This window comes from Pseudomonas sp. EA_35y_Pfl2_R111 (assembly GCF_963970955.1).
In the GTDB taxonomy this organism is placed as follows: Bacteria; Pseudomonadota; Gammaproteobacteria; order Pseudomonadales; family Pseudomonadaceae; genus Aquipseudomonas.
On record NZ_CAXAOM010000002.1, the window covers coordinates 511,626 to 534,514 of the forward strand.

The 22,889-nt window shown below is 62.6% G+C and carries 26 protein-coding genes and 1 riboswitch; of the genes, 10 read left to right on the forward strand and 16 right to left on the reverse strand.

Going from position 1 to position 22,889, the window contains the following annotated elements:
* Positions 1 to 11: 11 nt before the first annotated feature.
* Both AACY25_RS10885 and AACY25_RS10890 read right to left on the reverse strand, forming a co-directional pair.
* Positions 12 to 137 (reverse strand): hypothetical protein, encoded by a 126-nt coding sequence (locus tag AACY25_RS10885; RefSeq protein WP_304865155.1) that lies wholly within the window; start codon positions 135 to 137, stop codon positions 12 to 14.
* Positions 134 to 1,342, reverse strand: a complete 1,209-nt coding sequence (locus AACY25_RS10890) for an MFS transporter (protein ID WP_445262138.1) — start codon at positions 1,340 to 1,342, stop codon at positions 134 to 136. Before AACY25_RS10890 ends, AACY25_RS10885 begins: the two co-directional genes overlap by 4 nt.
* A gap of 209 nt (positions 1,343 to 1,551) precedes the next feature.
* Between AACY25_RS10890 and AACY25_RS10895 the strand changes: the two genes are divergently transcribed.
* On the forward strand, positions 1,552 to 1,884 hold the full coding sequence (locus AACY25_RS10895; RefSeq protein ID WP_339410748.1) for a four-helix bundle copper-binding protein: 333 nt from the start codon (positions 1,552 to 1,554) through the stop codon (positions 1,882 to 1,884).
* A gap of 23 nt (positions 1,885 to 1,907) precedes the next feature.
* On the opposite strand, the gene AACY25_RS10900 is transcribed toward AACY25_RS10895, so the two are convergent.
* From AACY25_RS10900 to cobO, 10 genes are all read right to left on the reverse strand, one after another.
* Positions 1,908 to 2,645 (reverse strand): adenosylcobinamide-GDP ribazoletransferase, encoded by a 738-nt coding sequence (locus AACY25_RS10900; protein ID WP_339524480.1) that lies wholly within the window; start codon positions 2,643 to 2,645, stop codon positions 1,908 to 1,910.
* On the reverse strand, positions 2,642 to 3,217 hold the full coding sequence (gene cobC / locus AACY25_RS10905) for an alpha-ribazole phosphatase family protein (RefSeq protein WP_339524482.1): 576 nt from the start codon (positions 3,215 to 3,217) through the stop codon (positions 2,642 to 2,644). The genes AACY25_RS10900 and cobC overlap by 4 nt, the downstream gene beginning before the upstream one ends.
* On the reverse strand, positions 3,214 to 4,269 hold the full coding sequence (gene cobT / locus AACY25_RS10910; protein WP_339524484.1) for a nicotinate-nucleotide--dimethylbenzimidazole phosphoribosyltransferase: 1,056 nt from the start codon (positions 4,267 to 4,269) through the stop codon (positions 3,214 to 3,216). The genes cobC and cobT overlap by 4 nt, the downstream gene beginning before the upstream one ends.
* A complete protein-coding gene (gene cobU, locus AACY25_RS10915) occupies positions 4,266 to 4,787 on the reverse strand; it encodes a bifunctional adenosylcobinamide kinase/adenosylcobinamide-phosphate guanylyltransferase (RefSeq protein WP_339524486.1) in 522 nt (173 codons plus the stop codon). Before cobU ends, cobT begins: the two co-directional genes overlap by 4 nt.
* Before the next feature lie 88 nt (positions 4,788 to 4,875).
* Positions 4,876 to 6,327 (reverse strand): cobyric acid synthase, encoded by a 1,452-nt coding sequence (locus AACY25_RS10920; RefSeq protein ID WP_339524487.1) that lies wholly within the window; start codon positions 6,325 to 6,327, stop codon positions 4,876 to 4,878.
* Complete coding sequence (gene cobD, locus AACY25_RS10925; protein WP_339524489.1) at positions 6,324 to 7,316, reverse strand: threonine-phosphate decarboxylase CobD; 993 nt, start codon at positions 7,314 to 7,316, stop codon at positions 6,324 to 6,326. Before cobD ends, AACY25_RS10920 begins: the two co-directional genes overlap by 4 nt.
* Positions 7,309 to 8,217, reverse strand: a complete 909-nt coding sequence (gene cbiB, locus AACY25_RS10930) for an adenosylcobinamide-phosphate synthase CbiB (protein WP_339524491.1) — start codon at positions 8,215 to 8,217, stop codon at positions 7,309 to 7,311. The genes cobD and cbiB overlap by 8 nt, the downstream gene beginning before the upstream one ends.
* Positions 8,214 to 8,861, reverse strand: a complete 648-nt coding sequence (gene bluB, locus AACY25_RS10935) for a 5,6-dimethylbenzimidazole synthase (protein WP_339524493.1) — start codon at positions 8,859 to 8,861, stop codon at positions 8,214 to 8,216. The genes cbiB and bluB overlap by 4 nt, the downstream gene beginning before the upstream one ends.
* The gene (locus AACY25_RS10940; RefSeq protein ID WP_339524997.1) at positions 8,858 to 10,162 is read right to left on the reverse strand and encodes a cobyrinate a,c-diamide synthase; all 1,305 of its coding nucleotides are present in this window, start codon (positions 10,160 to 10,162) and stop codon (positions 8,858 to 8,860) included. Before AACY25_RS10940 ends, bluB begins: the two co-directional genes overlap by 4 nt.
* On the reverse strand, positions 10,162 to 10,773 hold the full coding sequence (cobO, locus tag AACY25_RS10945) for a cob(I)yrinic acid a,c-diamide adenosyltransferase (protein WP_339524495.1): 612 nt from the start codon (positions 10,771 to 10,773) through the stop codon (positions 10,162 to 10,164). The genes AACY25_RS10940 and cobO overlap by 1 nt, the downstream gene beginning before the upstream one ends.
* 110 nt (positions 10,774 to 10,883) lie before the next feature.
* Positions 10,884 to 11,108, reverse strand: a riboswitch (cobalamin riboswitch).
* 497 nt (positions 11,109 to 11,605) lie between these two features.
* Here cobO and AACY25_RS10950 point away from each other — a divergent pair.
* The 9 genes from AACY25_RS10950 (at position 11,606) to AACY25_RS10990 (ending at position 20,307) form a co-directional block, all read left to right on the forward strand.
* The gene (locus AACY25_RS10950) at positions 11,606 to 12,331 is read left to right on the forward strand and encodes a methyl-accepting chemotaxis protein (protein ID WP_445262150.1); all 726 of its coding nucleotides are present in this window, start codon (positions 11,606 to 11,608) and stop codon (positions 12,329 to 12,331) included.
* 33 nt (positions 12,332 to 12,364) lie between these two features.
* Positions 12,365 to 12,730 carry a response regulator gene (locus AACY25_RS10955; protein ID WP_339410726.1) on the forward strand — a complete coding sequence of 122 codons (366 nt, stop codon included), beginning with the start codon at positions 12,365 to 12,367 and terminating at the stop codon, positions 12,728 to 12,730.
* A 1-nt stretch (position 12,731) separates the two neighbouring features.
* Entirely contained in the window at positions 12,732 to 13,040 is a 309-nt protein-coding gene (locus tag AACY25_RS10960) for an STAS domain-containing protein (RefSeq protein WP_339524498.1), read from the forward strand.
* Positions 13,041 to 13,052: 12 nt separating this feature from the next.
* On the forward strand, positions 13,053 to 15,269 hold the full coding sequence (locus AACY25_RS10965) for a chemotaxis protein CheA (RefSeq protein WP_339524500.1): 2,217 nt from the start codon (positions 13,053 to 13,055) through the stop codon (positions 15,267 to 15,269).
* 10 nt (positions 15,270 to 15,279) lie between these two features.
* On the forward strand, positions 15,280 to 16,920 hold the full coding sequence (locus AACY25_RS10970; RefSeq protein ID WP_339524501.1) for a methyl-accepting chemotaxis protein: 1,641 nt from the start codon (positions 15,280 to 15,282) through the stop codon (positions 16,918 to 16,920).
* A gap of 11 nt (positions 16,921 to 16,931) precedes the next feature.
* A complete protein-coding gene (locus AACY25_RS10975) occupies positions 16,932 to 17,441 on the forward strand; it encodes a chemotaxis protein CheW (protein WP_339410722.1) in 510 nt (169 codons plus the stop codon).
* On the forward strand, positions 17,441 to 18,247 hold the full coding sequence (locus AACY25_RS10980; RefSeq protein WP_339524503.1) for a CheR family methyltransferase: 807 nt from the start codon (positions 17,441 to 17,443) through the stop codon (positions 18,245 to 18,247). The genes AACY25_RS10975 and AACY25_RS10980 overlap by 1 nt, the downstream gene beginning before the upstream one ends.
* 10 nt (positions 18,248 to 18,257) lie before the next feature.
* The gene (locus AACY25_RS10985) at positions 18,258 to 19,319 is read left to right on the forward strand and encodes a protein-glutamate methylesterase/protein-glutamine glutaminase (protein ID WP_339524504.1); all 1,062 of its coding nucleotides are present in this window, start codon (positions 18,258 to 18,260) and stop codon (positions 19,317 to 19,319) included.
* 343 nt (positions 19,320 to 19,662) lie between these two features.
* Positions 19,663 to 20,307: a response regulator transcription factor gene (locus AACY25_RS10990; RefSeq protein WP_339524506.1), complete on the forward strand. Its 645-nt coding sequence runs from the start codon at positions 19,663 to 19,665 to the stop codon at positions 20,305 to 20,307.
* A gap of 36 nt (positions 20,308 to 20,343) precedes the next feature.
* Here the strand turns inward: AACY25_RS10990 and AACY25_RS10995 are convergent, their stop codons facing one another.
* The 4 genes from AACY25_RS10995 to AACY25_RS11010 form a co-directional block, all read right to left on the reverse strand.
* Positions 20,344 to 20,664, reverse strand: a complete 321-nt coding sequence (locus AACY25_RS10995; RefSeq protein WP_339524508.1) for a hypothetical protein — start codon at positions 20,662 to 20,664, stop codon at positions 20,344 to 20,346.
* 6 nt (positions 20,665 to 20,670) lie between these two features.
* Positions 20,671 to 21,333 (reverse strand): O-methyltransferase, encoded by a 663-nt coding sequence (locus AACY25_RS11000; RefSeq protein ID WP_339524509.1) that lies wholly within the window; start codon positions 21,331 to 21,333, stop codon positions 20,671 to 20,673.
* 212 nt (positions 21,334 to 21,545) lie between these two features.
* A complete protein-coding gene (locus AACY25_RS11005; protein ID WP_339524512.1) occupies positions 21,546 to 22,070 on the reverse strand; it encodes a C40 family peptidase in 525 nt (174 codons plus the stop codon).
* A 160-nt stretch (positions 22,071 to 22,230) separates the two neighbouring features.
* Positions 22,231 to 22,851: a C40 family peptidase gene (locus AACY25_RS11010; RefSeq protein WP_445262151.1), complete on the reverse strand. Its 621-nt coding sequence runs from the start codon at positions 22,849 to 22,851 to the stop codon at positions 22,231 to 22,233.
* Positions 22,852 to 22,889 lie beyond the last annotated feature (38 nt).

Genomic DNA, 22,889 nt, shown 5'->3' on the forward strand with positions numbered 1-22,889 from the left:
CCATGATGAACTCAGCAAACACCCAGCCCCAGCTGTAAGAATGCGAGACCACTTTGCAGCCAGCCCCACCAGGCCAGGCCCAGGGCCAACATGCCGGCCATCACCAGCGCGGTGTTCCAGCCATAGTCGGTATTCATGCATTCGCCTCCTGTTGTTGCAAGCGTGCCACGGGCAACTCGCGTACTGGCCAGTTCAGCGCGGCGGCAAGCAGGCTGAGCAGTACAGCAATCTGCCAGACCAGATCATAACTGCCAGTGTGGTCATACAGATAACCACCCATCCAGCCGCCGAGAAACGCGCCCAGCTGATGGAACAGAAACACGATACCGCCAAGCATCGACAGGTTGCGCACGCCGAAGAGGGTCGCCACCGTGCCATTGGTCAGCGGCACCGTCGACAGCCACAACAGGCCCATGGCCACGCCAAAGGCATAGGCGCTCCAGACCGTCAGCGGCGTCAGGATAAACGCCGTAATCACCACTGCTCGCGCCAGGTACAAAGCGCTGAGCAGGCGCGGCTTGGACATCCGCCCGCCCAGCCAGCCAGCGATATAGGTGCCGAAGATATTGAACAGCCCCACCAGTGCCAACACCGTGGTGCCGACCAGCGCCGGCAGATGCTGATCGACCAGATAGGCCGGCAAATGCACGCCGATAAACACCACCTGAAAACCGCAGACAAAAAAGCCCATCGCCAACAGCCAGAACCCTGAATGACCGCAAGCCTCGCGCAAGGCCTCACCCAGTGTCTGCTCCTGGCCGGTAAGGGGTAGCGGTGTGTCCTTGAGCATCGCCGCCAGCGGCACGATCAAGACTACCAGCAGCCCCAAGGCCATCAGCGCCACCGACCAGCCTAGCCAGCTGAGCAGCCCCAAAGTGCCGGGCAGCATGGCGAACTGACCGAAGGAGCCCGCCGCGGCGGCGATACCCATGGCCATGCTGCGTTTTTCAATCGGCACGGCGCGGCCCACCGCACCAAGAATCACCGAGAACGAGGTACCGGACAGGCCGATGCCGATCAATAATCCGGCGCTTAGCGACAGGCTCAGCGGCGAGTCGGCCAGGCCCATGCAACCCAGGCCAATGGCATACAGCACGCCGCCGACTATCACCGTGCGTTTGGCGCCGAAGCGGTCCGCCAGCGCACCAGTAAACGGCTGGGTCAGGCCCCAGATCAGATTCTGCAGGGCGATGGCGAAGGCGAACACTTCACGCCCCCAGCCGAATTCGGCGCTCATCGGCGGCAGAAACAGGCCAAAACCATGGCGAATGCCCAACGACAGCGCCAGGATCAGCGATGCACCGAGCAGTATCCACATACTGCCGCGCCCAATTGTCCTCATGCTCCCTGCCTCCCTGACAGCTCAAATAGTCGTTGAATTAGTTGATCGTTCAATCAGATCGCCGAGAGTGACGCCAGGCGAGCGTTAAAACAAGTCGACCATCGACCAATAAACAACCCGTAAAGCGAGCCCCCATCACCGAAAAAACCTGAACACGCCTAACGTCACGCCGGTCAAACAGAACTCACCCACTATTGGAGAACATGACCATGAGTTCGTCCCAATACGCATCCTGCATGCAAGCCTGCAGCGCTTGCGCAATTGCCTGTGAGACCTGCGCATCGGCCTGCCTTGAGGAAAACGACGTGAGCATGATGGCCACGTGTATTCGACTCGACCGCGATTGCGCGGATATGTGCCACTTGGCGCAAGTGCTGATGGCCCGCAAGAGCGCCCTGGTCGATGAGTTCTGCCGGCTTTGTGCGGTCGCGTGTCAGGCCTGCGCCGAAGAATGTATGAAACACCAACACGAGCACTGCCAGCAGTGCGCTCAGGCCTGCCAGCGCTGCGCTGATGAATGCAACGCGCTGGCGCTCTCTTAACGCGCTCGGCTTGCACCCATAGGCTAAGCGCTGATAGCCAAACCCAGCAGTACAACGCACTCGAGCGTTTCCAGCAGAGCACCGGCGGTATCGCCAGTGGTACCGCCGATGCGCTGACACATCAGCCGCCGCACGAAGCAGAACAGCGCACAGGCAATCACCACCGCCAGTAATCCCAAGAGCCCGCCGCAAAACACGCAAAGCAGCGCGCTGGCGATCAGCACACGCCAGCCGAGCGTGCGTGGCAGATGCTCGGTCATGGCCTGGCCCAAGCCGCCGGGACGCACGTTGGGGGTGGTCAGAAAAAGCGCCAGCATTGCGCTACGCCCAAGCAGCGGGACCAGCAGCAAGGCGCTAGACGCAGACCCTGCTTCAAGCAGCGTCGCCAAGGCAACAAACTTGAGCAACAGCACCAGCACCAGCGCCACCACCGCAATCGGCCCGCTGCGAGGGTCTTTCATAATGGCCAGGGTGCGCTCTTTATCGCCAAAGCCACCCGCCCAGGCATCGGCGCTGTCGGCCAGGCCATCCAGGTGCAGTCCACCGCTGATGCCCACCCATAAGGTCAGCAATAACGCCGCCTGCAACAGCACAGCGCTATCGCCCAGCAGTTGTTGCGCGGCGAGCAGCAACAGGCCGATCAGCAGCCCCACCAGTGGATAGAACAGCAACGAACGGCCGATCTGCTCAGGCGTCGGCATGCCAGCCAGGGTCACCGGCAGGCGGGTAAGAAACTGCAACGCAATCCACCAGGATGTCATGCGCGCTCCCGCAGCTCGCCCTGCTCGTCCAGCCACAGTTGATAGCGCTCGGCATGCCCCACCGCCACCTGCAGCAAATCATTGCGCGGCAAGCCACGGGCGCGCGCCAGCAACAGGCGGATCACCCCGCCATGGGTCACCAGCAGCAGTCGCTCGCCGGTATGGCGCGCCTGCAGACGCTGCAATGCGCTCAATATCCGCGCCTCGAAAGCCAACAACGGCTCGCCTTCAGGAGGGGTAAAGCCGTAGGGGTCCCTCCAGAAACGGCCTAAATCTTCTGCGCTGGTCTGCATCAATTCGGCCGTACTGCGCCCTTCCCAGGCGCCGAAATGCAGCTCCTGCAGATCGGCCTCCAGACTCAGCGGCACGCCGTGCTGTGCGGCCAGTTCTTCGGCAAAGCGCGCGCAGCGCTGCAACGGCGAGCTGATCAGCCGATCCCAGCGGCTGCCGTCGGCCACCGCCGCGCGCAGCTGCGCCCAGCCGGTTTCGGTCAGGGCATCATCGAGGCTGCCACGCAGGCCACCGCCCAGCTCGGTTTCACCGTGGCGCAGCAGTTCCAGATAGACCGTCATGCAGGGCGCTCGGCCACCGCCGCCTCGGCAAAGGTGGCCATATCGTTGTGCAGGCTGCAAGCCAGTCGCAGCAGCGGCACGGCCAGGGCCGCCCCACTGCCCTCGCCCAGGCGCAGGCCCAGATCGAGCAAAGGCTCGGCTTGCAGCGCCTTGAGCACCCGCTGATGGCCGGGCTCGGCGCCAGTGTGGGCAAACAGCAGCCATTCACGGCAAGCCGGATTCAGCTGTACCGCCAGCAAGGCGGCAACGCTGCAGATATAACCATCCACCAGGGCGGTGATGCCCTGCTGCGCGCAGGTCAAATAGGCGCCGCTCAGCGCAGCAATCTCGAAGCCGCCGAGGCGTTGCAGTATGTCGATGGGTTCACTGATCGCCGGGCGATGCAACGCAAGCGCACTCTCGATCACCTCGGCTTTGTGCGCTACACCCGCGCTATCCAGGCCGGTGCCTGGGCCGACCAACTCCTGGGCCGGGCACTCCAGCAGCAGGCAGGCCATGGCCGTGGCCGCGGTGGTATTGCCGATGCCCATCTCACCACCGATAAACAGCTGGCTACCGGCTTCACGGGCGCGCTGCACGCTGGCCCGGCCTGCATCAAGGGTCATGAGTAACTGCGCAGCAGTCATCGCGGGGCCTTGGGCGAAGTTCGCCGTGCCCGCGCCGATATGCAGATGACGCACGCCGCGTAGCGGTTCCAACGGCAGCGCGGTACCCAGGTCGATCACCTCAAGCGTTGCGCCCAGCTGTTTGGCCAATACGCTGATCGCAGCGCCGCCGCTGACGAAGTTGCGCAGCATCTGTCCGGTGACGGCCTGGGGGAACGCCGATACACCCTCGGCGACCACGCCATGGTCGCCGGAAAAAATGCTGATCCACAGCTGCTCAATGCACGGTCTTGGGTTGCCCTGCATGGCCGCCAGATCAATCGCTAGCTGCTCCAGCTGGCCGAGGGAGCCCGCCGGCTTGGTCAGTTCAAGCTGACGCGCCTGAGCCTTACTGCGCGCCGGCATATCCAGCGCCTGACAGCCCTGTTGCCACCATTGCTCACTCATAGCGCTTTCCCCTTGAGAACCATCGGCAACCCCGCCACGGTAAACACCACACGCTCACAGCGCTCGGCCAGGGCCTGATGCAACCAGCCGGCCTCATCCACATAACGCCGGGTCAGTTCACCCAGCGGCACCACACCCAGGCCGGTTTCATTGCTGACCAACACAATCCGCCCCGGCAAACCGCTCAGGCAATCCAGCAACGCATCACGCTCAGCGCTTAGGCGCGCCGGGTTATCCAGCATTAACAGATTGGTCAGCCACAGCGTCAGGCAATCGACCAGCAGGCACTTGTCCGCAGCCGCCTGTTCGCGCAGTACACGGGCCAGGGCCAGCGGTTCTTCCACCAACCCCCAATGCGCCGGACGGCGCGCACGGTGCTGCTGTACCCGCACACTCATTTCGCCATCCAGCGGCTGGCTGGTGGCGATATAAGTCACCGCCAGGCCGGACTCGGCCGCCAGCCGCTCCGCCAGGCGACTCTTGCCGGAACGGGCACCGCCGAGAATCAGTTCATGCATAGCTCACCTTGTCTTGCTGTAGGGTGGATATCGCTTTTTACATCCACCATCACGCCGCAAATGGTGGATCGATAAAGCGTGATCCACCCTACAGGCCACATAACGTTCGCAGTTTTGCCGTATCCAGATGCGCCTCGACCAGATCGGCCAGGCGCTCGATATCACGCTCACGCAGGGCGTGGTAATCCACCTGCTGCACCTCGCGTAGGCCCGCCCAACGCAGCAGTGCGCTACAGGCTTCGCTGCTTTCAAACAGGCCATGCAGGTAAGTACCGAGCACCTGACCATCGGCGCTTAGTGAACCGTCGCAGCGGCCATCGTCCAGTTGCACAGCTGCCATTTCCAGGGCCGCGCCACTGCTGACGCCAGCATGAATCTCGTAACCGCTGATCGGCGCATTTTCCAGGTACAGCCGGCCACGCACATTGCGCAGCTGTTTCTCCGGTGCAAGCACGGTACTGAAATCCAGCAGCCCCAGCCCCGGGCTCGACCCCGCCGCACCTTCCAGGCCATGGGGATCGTCGATCTGCGTGCCGAGCATCTGCAAACCGCCGCAGATGCCCAGCAGCTTGCCGCCATAACGCAGGTGCTTGTCGATAGCCGCCGGCCAGCCCTGCTCGCGCAGAAAAGCCAAATCGCTGCGTACGCTTTTCGAGCCCGGCAGGATTATCAGGTCGGCCGCAGGAATCGCCTGACCGGGGCCGACAAAGGTCAGCTCGACCTGCGGGTGCAGGCGCAGCGGGTCGAAATCGGTATGGTTGCTGATGCGTGGCAATACCGGCACCACGACCTTGATCCGCTCGGCCGCCTTGGCGCTCTGGCGAATATCGATGGCGTCCTCGGCCTCCAGATGAAAATCCATCAGATAGGGCAATACCCCGAGCACCGGCTTGCCGGTGCGCTGCTCCAGCCAGTCCAGCCCCGGCTGCAACAGGGCGATATCGCCGCGAAAACGGTTGATCACAAAGCCCTGCACCCGCGCCTGCTCGCTCGCGGAAAGCAACGCCAGGGTGCCGACCAGGTGAGCGAACACCCCGCCCTTGTCGATATCGGCAATCAGAATCACCGGGCAATCCACCGCCTCGGCAAAGCCCATATTGGCGATATCGCCGGCGCGCAGATTGATCTCCGCCGGCGAACCGGCGCCCTCCACCATCACCACCGGATAGGCGTCACTCAGGCGCTGGTGCGATTGCAGCACCGCCTGCATCGCCACCTTTTTGTAATCGTGATAGGCGACTGCATCCATGCTGCTTAGCGCGCGGCCGTGGATGATCACCTGGGCACCTGTGTCGCTATTGGGCTTGAGCAGCACCGGGTTCATATCGGTGTGCGGCAGCAGACCGGCTGCCTGGGCCTGCACCGCCTGGGCGCGGCCGATTTCGCCACCGTCGGCGGTGACGGCCGAGTTAAGCGCCATATTCTGCGGTTTAAACGGCACCACGCTAACGCCCTGGCGCTTAAGCCAGCGGCATAGCGCGGTCACTAGGGTGCTTTTGCCGGCATCCGACGTGGTGCCTTGCACCATCAAGGTGGTCATGCTGATTCCTTGGCAAATAGCGCTAACGCCTGCTGCAGGCGTTGCCAGCCAAACTCATCGGCCGGCAGACCAAAACGCAGACTGCTGGGGCTGCTGAAAAGCCGGGTAAGAACGCCCTGGCTCGCAAGAAACTCATGCAGTTCGGCAGCAACGGTTGTGCAGCAAAACTGAAACAACGCGCAACCACCCGTCGGCGCAAAACCTTGTGCGCTAAGCAGCGCGGCCAGGCGTTCGCCATCGGCCAACAGACGTTCACGCTGCAAATGCTGACCGGCGTGATCCTGCAGCAGCGCGATGGCCACCACCCGACTCGGGCCGCTGACAGTCCAGGGCCCGAGCAATTCGGCCAGCTGTTCCAGCACGGTTGGCTGGGCCAGTACAAAGCCCAAACGGATCCCGGCCAAACCGAAAAACTTGCCGAACGAGCGCAGGACGATCAGCCCCGGCCGTTCGCTAAAGGCCGCCAGGCTGAACTCAGGCGTGCAATCGATAAAGGCTTCATCCACCACCAGCCAACCGCCGCGCTCGGCCAGGCGTGCATGCCACTCCAGCAGGCGCTGGGGCTCGATACGCCGGCCAGTCGGGTTATTCGGGTTAATCAGCAGCAGCACATCCAGGCGCTCCAGCGCCCGTTCGATACCGCCTTCGCTAAGTTCCAGCAGGCGATGGCCCTCGCGTTGCCAGGCAGCCGCGTGTTCGGCATAGGCAGGCGAGACGATGCCGACCCGCGCATCCCGCACCAAACGCGGCAACGCCTGAATCGCCGCCTGGGAGCCCGCAACCGGCAGCAGATTGCTCACCCCGTAGTAATCACGCGCGGCGATTTCCAGGCCATCCTGCTGTTCGGGCAAGCGCGCCCAGGCGCTGGCGGGAATCGTCGGCAGCGGCCAACCGTAAGGCGCGATGCCGGTGGACAGGTCCAGCCAGTCCGCTAGGGCGATGCCATAACGCAGCGCAGCAGCACGTAGACGCCCACCATGCTCAAGCATAAAAAGCACTCCACAACAGCAGTAGCACCAACCACAGCAGTACGCCGCCATTGACCAGATTGAGTGCCCGCTCGATATCGCGCGCCCTGGGTGGCGGCCCCGCCCCCAGTTCCGGCCGTACGTGCAGCTCGCCGTGATATTCCGCCGCGCCGCCAAGGCTGACGCCCAATGCCCCAGCTCCGGCCGCCATCACCGGGCCGGCATTAGGGCTGTCCCATAGCGGCGCCTGGGTACGCCAACAGCGCAAAGCCAGCATGGTTTGGCCAAGCAAGGCATAGGTCAGCGCCACTAACCGCGCCGGGATGTAATTGAGTCCATCATCGATCTTCGCTGCGGCCCAGCCGAAGCGCTCGAAACGCTCGTTGCGATAACCCCACATGGCATCCAGGGTATTGCTCAGGCGGTAGAGCACCACGCCTGGCGCACCGGCAACGACAAACCAGAACAGCGCGGCGAAAACCGCATCACTGCCGTTTTCCAGTACCGACTCGCTGCCGGCGCGGGCCACGCCCGTGGCGTCCAACTGCGCGGTGTTGCGGCTGACCATATAACCAACCCGCTCGCGCGCCAGGCGCAAGTCACCCAGACGCAAGGCCTGGGCCACCGGCATGGCATGCTCGCCCAGGCTTTTCAAACCCAAGGCGGCGTATAGCGCAAGAATCTCCACCGCCCAACCCAGCCCACCGATCTGGCTTAACAGCCAGGTCAGCAGAGTCAGCGGCAACACCGCCAGGCACCAGGCACTGACGCCGTGACTGCGCCAACCGCGCCCGGCCGGATTGAAACGCTGCTCGATGCGCTCGGCCATACGGCCAAAGGCTACGAGCGGGTGCCAACCCTTAGACTCGCCAAACACGGCATCCAGAGCGACCCCGGCGCAGGTGCTAAGAACCAGGCTCATGGCGTGCCCCACTGGTTCTCGAACAGCAATTCGCTAAGCGGGCGTGGCTCGGCCCAGCCTTGCTGCACCAGCATCGGCGCCTCATAGAATTCCGTCACAGGCCCTAGACACAGCACCGCCAGCGGTTTGCTGCCGGCCGGCATACCGAGCAGATCCGCCAGGGCCTGGGGCTCGAACAGCGACACCCAGCCCATGCCCAAGCCCTCGGCGCGCGCCGCCAGCCAGAGGTTCTGAATCGCGCAGGCCAAGGACGCCAGGTCCATTTCCGGCAAGGTGCGGCGGCCAAATACATGGGCCTCGCGGCCGCCCATCAGGGCGACCACCAGCAGCTCGGCGCAGTCGCGGATGCCCTCGACCTTGAGCTGCATAAACTCATGACTGCGCTCACCCAACGCTTCGGCGGTGCGCACACGCTCCTCATCCACCAGACCGTGAATCGCCTCACGCAAAGCTGGGCGAGTAATCCGAACAAACCGCCATGGCTGCATCAGGCCGACGCTGGGGGCCTGATGGGCGGCCTCCAGCAAGCGCGCAAGCAGCTCGGGAGCCACCTCGCCGCCGCTGAAATGGCGCATATCGCGGCGTTCGGCGATAGCGCGGTAAACCGCCGCGCGCTCATCAGGGCTGAAGGCCTGTTCACTCATGCCGGCGCTCCAGGGAGAAACAGCGCAGCGGCCGCAGCCGGATCGGACGGCAGATAGAAGTGGATATAGGAGGCCGTCATCCGCCTCTGGCGATAGACCGCTTCACTGGTGCGCTTGTAGTTCGGGCACTCACCACGGGTCAGCGGTTGCAGTTCACTGCTTAACGCCGAGTAGTGGAAGCTGTGGCCGCGCAGCAGCCCTTCCGGCAGTGCAGCCTGCTGCAAGGCCATGGCGGTCATGCGCGGTTGCAGGGTCGCCTCGCCGTTTAACAGCCCGAGCATCTGCCCGCTCGCGCCCTGTTTGTCGGTCAGTTTGTCGAGCAGATAAAGCATGCCGCCGCACTCAGCATGGATTGGTTTGCCGGCAGCATGGTGCGCGCGAATCGACTCGGCCATCGCCTGGTTGGCCTCAAGCGTGGCCAGGTGCAGCTCCGGGTAGCCGCCAGGCAGATACAGGCTGTCGATATCCGGTAATTGCTGATCGCTGAGCGGCGAAAAGAACTGCAATTCGGCGCCCAGTTCGCGCAGCAGATCAAGATTTGCCTGGTAGAGAAAGGCAAAGGCGCTGTCGCGCGCCACGCCGATCCGCACGCCCTCGAGCAGCGGTGCGGGCCTTGCCTGCTCAGGCGCGGCGAAACTGACCGGCGGCGGCAGACTGGTATCGGCGCTGGCGGCCAAGGCATCAGCGGCGGCGTCCAGGCGCGTATCCAGATCAGCCAACTCGCCCGCCTGCACCAGACCCAGATGGCGACTCGGCAAGCCGACTTCGGCGCTACGCGGCAGCGCGCCGTACCAGCGGATCGAGGCCGGCAGCGCATCGCGCAATATCTCGCCATGCCGCGTACTGCCAACCCGGTTACCAAGCACCCCAGAGAACGGCAGATCCGGCTGAAAGGTCGCCAGGCCATGGGCCATCGCGCCGAAGGTCTGCGCCATGGCAGAGCCGTCGATGACCGCTAGCACCGGCACGCCAAAATGCCGGGCCAGATCGGCGGCCGATGGCGTGCCATCGAACAGGCCCATCACCCCTTCAATCAGAATCAGATCGGCCTCACCGGCGGCCTCCCAGAGCAAGCGACGGCTTTCTACTTCGCCGACCATCCACAGGTCGAGCTGGTACACCGGCGCGCCGCTGGCGCGGGCGAGAATCATCGGGTCGAGAAAATCCGGGCCGCATTTGAATACCCGCACGCGCTTGCCCTGGCGTGTATGTAAACGCGCCAGGGCAGCGGTCACTGTGGTCTTGCCTTGGCCAGAGGCCGGCGCGGCGATCAATAGTGCGGGGCAAGAGCGGGCGCTGATCAAAATTCGACTCCCTTCTGCGCCTTTACCCCGGCCTTGAACGCGTGCTTGACCAGGCTCATCTCGGTGACGGTATCCGCCGCCTCGATCATCCCTGGCAGCGCGCCGCGACCGGTTACCACCACATGCTGCAGCAGCGGCCGCCCTTCAATATCGGCGAGCACCGCGTCGAGCTCCAGATAACCGTATTTCAGGGCGATATTCAGCTCGTCGAGCACCACCAGGCCGATGGCCGGATCGTTAAGCAGTTGCGCCGCTACCGCCCAGGCTTCGCGGGCCTTGTCGATATCGCGTTGGCGATCCTGGGTCTCCCAGGTAAAGCCCTCGCCCATTACGTGATAACTGACTTCATCGGGAAAGCGGCGAAAGAAGGCTTCTTCGCCGGTGCTGGCCGCGCCCTTGATAAATTGCACTACGCCAACCTTGAGGCCGTGCCCCAGCGCGCGGGCGACCATGCCAAAGGCGCTGCTGCTCTTGCCCTTGCCATTACCGCTGTGCACCAGCAGCAGGCCGTATTCGTCCCGGGCCTGGGCGATTTTCTCGTCAATAAGGGCTTTCTTGCGGGCCATTCGCGCCTTATGCCGGGCGTCACGCTCAATCGATTCAGTCAACGCACTGCTCCACCGCCACAGGGCGATCTGGCTGGAAAAAGCATGCGGAGATAGAGAAAGCGCGCGCCCACGCAAAGCGCCAAGCACGCGCCAGCCATCGCCCTCCGCGATGCCGTGGACTGCAACAGGCCGGTCTCCGGGCTTGTGAGCGAACCGTCAAGGCTCTCGGCCGCGCCTTCCCATGCATACAGCACAGTGGCACTTGCGGCGATTGACTCACTTACCGTTGCGGGGGCAGCGTCGGAATGACTGGCGTAAACGCACAACGCACCGACTTCCCAGTTTCACCCCGCACACGCACAGCGTTGGGGGGCACCTGTTACAAGGCGCGAAGGGTAGAGAGTTCGGGTTTGGGCGTCAAACGTCGATTGTTCGGGCCTTCAGATGGAAACCCCTAGGCGGTGTAGGGGTTTCCCCTATATTCCGTTGCCACGGCGAACTCCTATCTTTCCCAGCATTCGAACTCGTGGGAAAACTCGCCGTGTTGACCTATTGCACTCTCTGGTTGGGAATCGTCATCTGTCTGGCCGGGCTTGGCTTCGGCCTGCCGTGGGTGAGTGGCGTGGGCGCCCTGCTCACGGCAATCGCCGCGCTGTTCCTGCGGCCGCAAACCGTCGCCGTCGCGCCGCAAATCGAGGTTGTCGAGGCGCCGTCTTCACCAGACTGCGAACCTCTGCTGCGCGCCGTTCTGCCGGCCTGGAACCAGAACCTGGGACAGATCAGGCAATTGCTGACCCTCAATGTCGGCCAGTTGTTCGAGCGCTTCGCCAGCCTTGGCCAGCACCTGGAGCAGACCCTGAGCCGCTCTGACAGCGCAACCGGCAACGCCGGCATGACCGACAGCCTGCGGCAGGCGCAGCGGCGTCTCGACGAAGTCACCACCGCCTTCCACGCCGCCAGCGTGCACAAGAACGAACTGCTCGCCACCATCAGCCACCTCAACAGCTACGCCAGCGAGTTGCAGGCGATGTCCAAACACGTTCAGGACATCGCCAGCCAGACCAACCTGCTGGCGCTCAATGCCGCCATCGAGGCAGCCCGTGCGGGCGAATATGGCCGCGGTTTCTCGGTGGTCGCCGACGAGGTACGCAAGCTTTCCAGCCTGTCCGCGGAAACCGGTCAGCGCATGGTGGAAAAGGTCGGCGAGATCAACAAGGCGATCCGCTCCACGGTGAGCGCGGCTGAGGAGCTTTCCAGCAGCGAGGAAAGCAACCTGCGCTACCTCGACCAAGTCTCGGGCGACATCATCAAGGGTCTCAGCCACAGCCTCGAAGCACTCGCCGACACCTCCCGCGAACTGCAACAGGACGCCCGCTCCACCCAGAGCACCTTGCAGGAAATCATCGTCAGCCTGCAGTTCCAGGACCGCTCCGATCAGATGCTCGACCATCTTCAGCTCAATCTCGAACGCCTGCAACGCGCCATCGAACAGCAGGACCCGATCATCGCCAAGCCGCAGCAATGGCTCGACGAATTACGCCGCCAATTCACCACCGACGAAGAGCGCGGCGTCAAGAAGGCTGGCCGTGCCAGCCAAACCGAAGTCACCTTTTTCTGACGCTTTTTCTCTTCGTAAGCCGGAGCCTGTGCCATGGCAAAAACCATTCTGATCGTCGATGACTCCCTCTCCATGCGCCAGCTGGTCAAGATGACCCTGACCGGCGCAGGCCACCAGGTTATCGAGGCGGTCGACGGGCGCGACGCCCTGACCAAGCTCAACGGGCAAAAGATCAATCTGATCATCAGCGACGTGAACATGCCCAACCTGGACGGCATCGGTCTGGTCAAGGAGGTCAAAACCCGTAACGAGTACCGCTTCACACCAATCGTGATGCTCACCACTGAGAGCGAACAGGGCAAGAAGGCCGAGGGGCAAGCGGCCGGCGCCAAAGCCTGGATCGTCAAACCCTTCCAGCCGCAGCAGCTGCTCGCGGCCGTCGACAAGCTGGCCAGCTGATATGTACCAGCTGACCACTCACGATACGGCCGCCTACAGCCTCAGCGGCAGCCTGACCATCTACGAAGCCCGCGACGCTCACCAGGCGTTGCTGGCGGCTGCCGCCGAACCTGCACCCGGTGTCTGGACGCTCGATATTCAGGCGCTGGAAGAGCTCGACAGCGCTGGCGTGCAATTGCTGCTGGCCCTGGACAAACACCTGCGCCAATACAGCGCCGAGCTGCAGCTGCTACAGCCCGGTCCCGAGTTGCGTGACCTGCTCGACCTGTTGCGTCTGCAGGTCCTGTACCGCTCCTCCCCCTCAGTCTGACAGGACCACGCGATGCTCAATGGAGAACAATGGAGCCAGCTGCTGCTGGGCTTCATCGAGGAAGCCCGCGACCTGACCAAACAGGCCGAGGAGTACCTGTTACAACTGGATCAGCAACCCGAGGATCAGGAAGCGATCAACGGTTTGTTTCGCGCTATGCACACGCTCAAAGGCTCGGCGGGGCTGTTTTCTCTGACGCCACTGGTGAGTTTCACCCACCACCTGGAAAACCTGTTGATGGCGGTGCGCGACGGCCAGCGCAGCCTGACCCCAGAGCTGATCTCGGTAATGCTGCGCTGCCTGGACGAAATCGCCTCGATGGTCGAGCTGATTGATGCGGCCAGCGGTGAGCTGCCGGTCGACACCAGCCACCAGAGCGAGCTGCTCGAAGCGCTCAACGAGCATGGCGGCGGAACCATCGCACCGGCGCTGATCGATATTATCGAAGAAGATTGCAGCAATCGCGGCCGTCTCGCGCGCTGCGCTGACTGTAACGCCCCAGGCGTCTGGCATATTTCGTTGCGCTTCGACAACCAGCTATTGCGCAACGGCTTCGACCCTGCGGGCTTTATCCGCTACCTGCAACAGCTGGGAGAGATCCTCAATCTGCAGGTGATCGACGACACCTTGCCAACGCTCGACGAGCTCGATCCAGAGCAGTGCTATTTGGGCTTCGAAATCGACCTGTGCAGCGAGGCAAGCAAGGCGGAAATCGAAGACGTATTCGCCTTTATTCGCGATTTCTGCACCCTGCGTATCCTGCCGCCCAACAGCGCACTCGACGATTACCTGCAACTGATCCACGAGCTGCCAGAGACCGACGCACGAATCGGCAGCATCCTGGTTGCCAGCGGCCTGCTGACCGAACACGAGCTGCAACAAGGGCTGGCGGTACAGGCCGAAGCCAATGAGCTGAAGCCGGCCCTCGGCGCCGTTCTGGTCGAGGAAGGCCTGGTGGCGCCGCAGGTGGTTAATGCGGCACTGGCCAAGCAACAATCCTCACGCGAGCGCAAGGCCCAGGAAAACACCCAGATCCGCGTCGCCGCGCACAAGCTCGACGAGTTGATCAACCTGGTCGGCGAGTTGGTGATTAGCGCCGCCGGCGCCCAGCTGCATGCGCAGACCCAGGGCAACAGCCAGTGCATCGAAAGTGCGCAGACAGTTAACCAGCACGTCGAGCAGATTCGCGAAGCGGCACTGAAGCTGCGCATGATCGAAATCGGCGACACCTTCAACCGCTTCCACCGCGTCGTTCGCGATGTCAGCCAGCAGTTGAACAAGGACATCCGCCTGGAAATCCGCGGCGCCGACACCGAGCTAGACAAGTCAGTGATCGACAAGCTAGCCGACCCGCTGACGCACCTGGTGCGTAACGCCATCGACCACGGTATCGAGTCTGCCGAACAGCGCCTGGCCGCCGGCAAACCTGCCGAAGGCCATCTGCGCCTGAACGCCTTTCACGAGTCGGGGATGATCGTCATCGAAGTTGCCGACGACGGCCACGGCCTGAATACCGAGCGCATCCGCGAAAAGGCCGTTTCCCGCGGGCTGATCGATACGCAGGCCAACCTGGCCGAACATGACATCCACATGCTGATCTTCGCCGCCGGCTTTTCCACGGCCGAAGCCGTCTCCGACCTGTCCGGCCGCGGCGTCGGCCTGGACGTGGTGCGCAGCGCCATCGACGCCCTGCGCGGCACCATCGAGATCGATTCGCGGCCGGGCATCGGCTGCACCTTCCGCATCCGCCTGCCACTGACCCTGGCGATCATCGACGGCTTCCTGGTCAACCTTGGCGAGGAATATTTCGTGATTCCGCTGGACCTGGTAACCGAATGCCTTGAGCTCGATCACCACCAGCTCGAAGACTGCAAATACGGCCACCTGAGCCTGCGGGGCAAGCCGCTGCCCTGCGTCGACCTGACCGCGCACTTCGGCCTACCGACCAGCCGCAGCAAGCGCCGCAACATCGTCGTAGTCAACTACGGCCGGCACCAGGCCGGGCTGATCGTCGACAGCCTGCACGGCGAGCTGCAAACCGTTATCAAACCGCTCGGCCTGCTGTTTCAGCACCTGCAGGGCATCAGCGGCTCGACCATCCTGGGCTCCGGGCAAGTGGCCCTGATCCTCGATATCGCCAGCCTGTTCCGCCACCTGCAACAGAACATCGACGGCCAGTCGGCCGAGACCCGTACCCCACACCTGCGTCAAGAGCTCAAGGGCATCTAGGAGAACCACCATGCAATTCATTCGAAACATGAAGATCGGCGTACGGCTGATTGCCGGCTTTACCCTGGTGGTTATCCTGACCATCGCGGTAGGACTGATCGGCATCCGCAACCTGTCCCACGTCAACGACCTGTCCAACGACATGTATGAACGCGACCTAGTTGGCCTGAATACCATCCAGAATGCCAATTACACCCTGATCATCGCCGGCCGGGCGCTGCGCAGCTCGCTGCTCGCCAGCACCGTTGAAGAACGCGATGCGGCCGCGCAGGCCAGTCGCAAAGCGATGGCGGACACTACAGCCCTGGTCGAGCAGGCAACGGCGAGCTTCACCACCGACGAAGGTCGCGCCGTGATCGGCAAGCTCGCCGAACCCATGCAGCAGTACAACCAGGTGCTTGAGCAGGTACTCAGCATGCACCTCGGCAGCGGTCAGCTCGTCGAACGCACCGCGGTCAGCGACCTGATGCCAGCACTCATGCAACGCGGCAAGGTGGTCGATGACCTGCTCAGCGACGTGGTGGAATACCGCCGCAAAAGCGCCAGCACAGCCAGTGATGAAATCACCAGCATCTACCTCAGCTCCCGTACCCAGATGATCGGCCTGGTGGTGATCGCAGCGTTGCTTGGTTTTGCCATCGGCATCTTTGTCACCCGTAGCATCGTCCGTCCGCTCAACCGCGCCGTCAGCGTCGCCGACAGCCTGGCTGCTGGCGACCTCAGTGTGCAGGTCGAGGTCGACAGCCGTGATGAAACCGGCAAGCTGCTTGCCTCGATGCAGAACATGACCGAGCGCCTGCGCAGCGTCATGGGTGATGTGCGCAGCGCTGCCGATTCCTTATCGTCGGCCTCCGAAGAAGTCAGCGCCACCTCGCAATCGCTGAGCCAGGCCTCGACCGAACAAGCCGCTAGCGTCGAAGAAACCACCGCATCGGTGGAGCAGATGTCCGCCTCTATCTCGCAGAACACCGAAAGCGCACAGATCACCGACGGCATTGCCGGCAAAGCGGCCAACGACGCAGTCGAAGGCGGCCGCGCCGTACGTGAAATGGTCGTGGCGATGAAGCAGATCGCTGACAAGATCGGCATCATCGATGACATCGCCTACCAGACCAACCTGCTGGCCCTGAACGCCGCCATCGAAGCCGCCCGTGCCGGCGACCATGGCAAAGGCTTCGCCGTGGTGGCTGCCGAAGTGCGCAAGCTGGCCGAACGCAGCCAGGTAGCCGCCCAGGAAATCGGCGGCGTGGCGAGCAACAGCGTGCAACTGGCCGAACAGGCCGGACGCCTGCTCGATGAAATCGTGCCGAACATCCAGAAGACCTCGGACCTGGTCCAGGAGATCACTGCGGCTTCCCAGGAGCAGAGCACGGGCGCCAGCCAGATCAACATCGCCATGGGTCAGATGAACCAGATCACCCAGCAAAACGCCTCGGCCTCCGAGGAACTGGCAGCCACCTCCGAAGAGATGAACGCCCAGGCCAGCCAGTTGCAGGAACTGATCAGCTACTTCCGCCTGGACAACGCACCGGCCGGCAAAACCCAGCGCGTCGAACCGCGGCCGAACAACGTCCGTCCGTTGCACCGCGAAGTTGCCCGCAAGGCGACTCCGGCGCTTGCAGATGAAGGCCAATTCGTCAGTTTCAATTGAGGCCGACCGCCATGAACTCACAACACGCGCTGTTGGCGGAAATCGCCCCCGGCAGCATCCAGCACCTGTCGTTTCGGGTGCGCAAGGAGCGCTTCGCCCTGCCCATCGAACTGATCCGCGAGATCATCGAATACGGGCAGATCACCACGGTGCCGATGATGCCGAGCTTTATCCACGGGGTCATCAACCTGCGCGGCAACGTGGTGCCGGTACTCGACCTGGCGGCACGCTTCGGCCTGGAGCTGACCGAGCCGGGCAAGCGCACCTGCATCGTGATCATCGAGCTGCCGCTGGATGATCAGGTACAACGCATCGGCCTGGTGGTCGATGCGGTGGACGCGGTGCTGGATATCGACGCGGACGAGGTCGAACCAGCTCCGCCGTTCGGCGCCGGCTTGCGCACCGATTTCATCTCCGGCATGGCCCGCGACGACCGCGGCTTTACCATCATTCTCGACGTGCGCCGGGTGCTTTCATTGGATGATATTCGCCAGTTGAGCCTGGCCCAGCAGGCTGGCTGATGCCGGCTAGCAACCTGCCCAGGCTCAGCGACCACGATTTCCGCCGCCTCCAGCAGATGATGCAGGAGGCGTCCGGAATCGTCATGGCCGAGCAGAAGCGCACGCTGATGGCCGGCCGCCTGATGTGTCGCCTGCGCAGCCTGGAGCTGACCAGCTATGCCGACTACCTGCGCCTGCTGGAAGACCCACAGCAACAGGAAGAGCGACGCAAGGTCATTGACCTGCTGACCACCAACGAAACCTATTTTTTTCGCGAGCCGCAGCATTTCCAGGTGCTCGGCGACTGGCTGGCGCAGCAGCGCGGCCCGCTAAAACTCTGGAGCGCGGCCAGCTCATCGGGGGAAGAGGCCTACAGCATGGCCATGACCGCCTGCGAGCGGGCCAAGGGCGACTGGTCGATCTTTGCCAGCGACCTGAGCCGCCGCGTGCTGGACCAGGCGCGTCAGGGCACCTACAAACTCGAACAGGCGCAGAAATTCCCCCCCGGCTGGCTAGAGCGCCACTGTCTGCGCGGCATCGGCGACAGCGATGGGCTGTTTCGCGTCGGACAGCCGTTGCGCCAGCGGGTGAGCTTCGCCGAGGTCAACCTGACCCGGCCGCTGCCCCAGGAGCTCGGCCCGTTCGATGTGATCTTCCTGCGCAATGTGCTGATCTACTTCGCCGCCGACGAAAAGCGGGCAATTGTCACCCGTCTGGTTGAACGCTTGCGTCCAGGCGGCCTGTTATTCATCGGCCATGCGGAAAGTCTGCATGGCCTGAACCTGCCGCTGCGTAACGTACGCCCATCCGTATTCGAACGCCTATGAAGGATTCGGCATGATCAAGGTTTTTATCGTCGATGACTCGGCACTGGTGCGCCAGGTGCTGACAGCCTGCCTGGCCAATCACCCCAGCATCGAGGTGATCGGCCAGGCGGCCGATCCCATCTTTGCCCTGGAGAAAATGCACAAGCGCTGGCCCGACGTGCTGGTGCTCGACGTGGAAATGCCGCGCATGGACGGCATCACCTTCCTGCGCAAGATCATGGCCGAGCACCCGACCCCCGCAATCATCTGCTCCACACTGACCGAAGCGGGCGCAGCCATCACCCTCGACGCGCTGGCGGCGGGCGCTGTTGGCGTCTTCACCAAAGCCAAGGTCGGCCTCAAGGAGAGCCTGCAACAGCTCTCCGGCGAGCTGATCAAGCAGATCGAAATCGCCGCACGCAGCCATCCCCACGCGATGCCGGCGCGAAGCGGCGCGGCACCACCAGCGCGCGAAACGCCCCGTACGACGGAAACGTCGTCAGCACCGATTTTGATCTCTACCACCGACCGGGTGGTGGCCCTAGGCACGTCCACCGGCGGAACCCAGGCCTTGGAAGTGGTGCTGCGCCAGTTGCCGGTGGATTGCCCCGGTATCGTCATCGTCCAGCACATGCCGGAGAAATTTACCGCGGCCTTCGCCCAGCGGCTGAACCAGGTCTGTGCCATCGAAGTGCGCGAGGCGCGGCACATGGACCGGGTCCGGTCCGGCCTGGCGCTGGTTGCCCCCGGCGGTCGGCATATGCAGCTCAAGCGCAGTGGCGCGCAGTATTTCGTCGAGGTACTCGACGGTCCTCCGGTAAACCGGCACAAGCCATCGGTGGACGTGCTGTTTCGCTCCGTGGCCAAGCACGCCGGCCAAAATGCGCTTGGGGTGATCATGACCGGCATGGGAGACGACGGCGCCCGCGGCTTGCTGGCTATGCGCGAGGCTGGTTCCAGGACCGTCGCCCAGGACGAAGCCAGCTGCGTGGTGTTCGGCATGCCCAAAGAGGCGCTACGCATGAATGCGGCGCAAACTTGCGAATCCCTGAATAATCTGCCTAAGTTGATCGTGCAGTACGCGCGTTGTTAAGCCGCAGGGAGGCAGGTGCTACTCGTGCTATATGCCAGGGTAACAAGCAAAAACACCGCAAAACGCTTTTTCACAAGCAGCCGGGTGGCACTCAAGCCACGTAGTGCTGTGTCAGCAGTCGATGCCTCTCAGCGCATCCCGCCACAGAAAATCCAGTCGAACCTTTATGGCCCAAGCCACTCACTTTCAATAGATCCATCGCAGCAAATAGGCGAACCATGACTCGACCGCTACCGATGGTCGCCGCGTGGCAAGGTTGCCAAGCCTATCGAGCAGCCACGCACACCGCCATCAATAAAGTTACCGCTACCGAAGAACAACGGACCGCGACAGGAGGCGACGGATGAGCTGTCGGCTACTGTTGGTCGACGACCATGCGCTGATTCGTGCGGGCGTCAGGGCGATGATCCACGACCTGCCCGATTACGAAATAGTCGGTGAAGCGCAGAATGCCCAACACGCGATTACCTTAGCCGAGGAGCTGCAGCCCAATATCATCCTGCTGGACGTCTCGTTGGATGGCACCAGCGGAATCGACGCGTTACAGGATCTGCAGAGCGTCGCGCCAGATTCGCGGGTATTGATGCTTTCAATGCACTCGCAAGCCCAGGTCGTGCTCGCCGCACTTGGAGCAGGCGCCCACGGTTATCTGCTCAAGGATGCCGCCATGTCCGAACTGCATATGGCGCTTAACGCGATCGACCGTGGCGAACGCTATCTAAGTTCCGCTATCGCCCAACCGGTGATCGCGCAGGCCCTGTCGCGCACACAGGCGGCGCATGAACACGCGCTGACTCAACGGCAGATCGAGATATTGCGGCTAATCAGTCGCGGCGTCTCCACCCGGGCAATCGCTGAAGGGCTGGAACTGAGCGTGAAAACCGTCGAGGCGCACCGCGCGCAAATCATGAAGCGCCTGCAGATCAATGACCTCCCCAGCTTGGTTATCTATGCCGTACGGGCCGGAATCATCCACTTGGACGACTGAACGCGTGCGACGGCAGCGATGACTGCGCGCAGAAGCTCAATGCCGCGGGTTGAAACCCGCAGGCTTGCTCGCCAGCCACTCGACAAAGGTACGTAGGCGTTCGTCGCTGAGCAGGCTGTCGCGATTATTATAGGTCAGCGCCAGCTCCTTCTCGCTGAACAGCCGGTGAATCTGGTTGTGGCACGCGCGGCAGACCCAGAGCGTGGCGCTGATGCGTTCGCTTTTGCCAAAGCGTTTCTGCACATAAACCTTGTTGTGCAGCGCCTTGGGGATCAGGTGATGGCGCGTCAGAGCGGCCGCGCGGGCGCAGAGCTCGCAGACATCGGGCTGCTCGGGTAGGCGAATCGGCTCAGGCATACGGGCTCAGCGTTTACGGCACAGGCTCAGACCGTCGCCCAATGGCAGCAAGGACAGATCGATACGCGGATCATCGCGCAGCGCCAGATTGAGCGCCTGAATCGCTCGGGTGTCGACGCTCTCAGGGTTCTCCTCAAGCACACGCCCGCTCCACAGGGTGTTATCGAACAGGATCAGCCCCCCTTGGCGCACCAGACGCAGGGCATGTTCCAGATAGGCCGGATAGTTGGCCTTGTCAGCGTCGATAAACAGCAGATCGATAGTGCCAGCCAAACCTTCAGCCTCCAGCGCGGCCAAGGTCTGCAACGCAGGAGCCAGACGCTGTTCGATACGCGCACTGAGCCCTGCTTCACGCCAGTAACGCTCGGCGGTGGCGTTGTATTCGCCTGGAATATCACAGCAGATCAGCCGACCATCCTCGGGCATGGCCTGGGCCATGCAGATGGCGCTGTAGCCGGTAAAGGTGCCGACCTCAACAATCCGCCGCGCCCCCGTCAGCTGTACCAGCAAGGCCATAAACTGCCCCTGCTCAGGGGCAATCTGCCAACGTGCGGTGCTCAGTTGCGCAGTTTCCTCGCGCAGACCTTTGAGCAGCGGTGTTTCACGCAGGGAAACATCCAGCAGATATTGGTACAGGGCTGAATCAAGATTGAGTGTTCGGTTGGTCATGCCAACTCCCTCTGCAAACCAAAGCTGTCAGAACCTGTTTACGATCACGCGAGCTAGAGCCAGACAAGGCGCTACGTAGTAACAGCCTCTGGCTGATCAAAGCGCCGAGGAAGCGGACTGGGCTCGCACACGAGTTTACGAGCTGTAAATGAGCATTCCGAGGCTATTTTTAACGCCGGATGGCCGACGCGCAGCAGATCGTAGACAGGTTCTCAGGGGTTACGCGCCAACTCCGGGGTGAATACGCGCTTGGCGTTCAGGTAGGTGCGCTGCCAATACGTATTGCTCAGGCTGTCCAGGCGCACGGTGCCACCGCTGGACGGTGCATGCACAAAACGACCATCGCCGACATAGATGCCGGCGTGGCTGACCTGGCTGCCGCCATTGGTGGCAAAGAACAGCAGATCACCACTTTGCAGACGGTCGCGGCCGACAGTCGGGGCACGCATGCTGATCAGCTCGCGGGTCGAGCGCGGCAGGGCGATGCCCGCCGCATCACGGTAGACGTAGCCAATCAGGCCACTGCAATCAAAGCCGCCATCCGGGGTATTGCCGCCATAGCGATAGGGTGTGCCGACCAGGCCGAGGGCGCGAAACAGCACATCCTCAGCATTGCCGTTAAAGCTGCCGATAGGTGCATGCACCACTGGCTGTGGAGTTGGAGCGGGGGCGCGACTGGAGCACGCGCTAAGCAGCGCGACAAGCACCAGCAGGCTGAGACGGGCGATAGCGGTCATGGACGAGCGATCCTGAGCCGGGATGCGCTCTACTCTGCCGGCTTGCACATCGTAGTGCAAGCTTTAGCTTTGGTTGGCAGGCTATTGAAAACTATCGAGATGCGCCTGAAGTATCCGTTAATCGCAGCGACCGAACAGGTTCAGTCGCCACTGATAAGGCTCATGGGTGACGCACGACCGACTCGCTCGGAGCCAGCGCCAGGGCGCGTTTGGCTTCGATAAAGGTGCGCGACCAGTAGCGATCATCCAGGCTATCAACCCGCACGCCGCCGCTACGGCTGCTGCTCGAGTGAATAAACTGGTTATCGCCCATATAGATGCCGGCATGGCTGACACGATTTCGGCCATTGGTACTGAAGAACAGCAGATCGCCCGGTTCCAGTTCGTCACGCGATACCAGCGGTGCGTCAATATTGATCATGTCGCGGGACGAGCGCGGCAGTTTCATGCCCAGCTCTTCCTTGAATAGATAACCGATAAAGCCGCTGCAATCGAAGCCCGACTTCACCGAACTGCCGCCATAGCGATAACGGGTACCCACCAGCGACAGACCATGGGTCAGGATGCTGTCAGCCAGTTGCGGCAGTTTGTAGGATTTGTCTTCAGAGAAGTCGCCCAGAGCCGCTTCTTTGGCTTGTTCGTCAAACTCGGCAAGATCTGTCGAGGAGAACACTGCGGGCTGGATTGCCAGCTCCGGCTGTGGAGCATGGTTGGCGCAGGCGGCCATAACCAGGGAGAGTGCGATAGGCACGAGGGGTGCGAGGCGTTTTAGCATGGGCACGACCGTGTCGATGAATTTCATAAGAGCGCGACTATGCC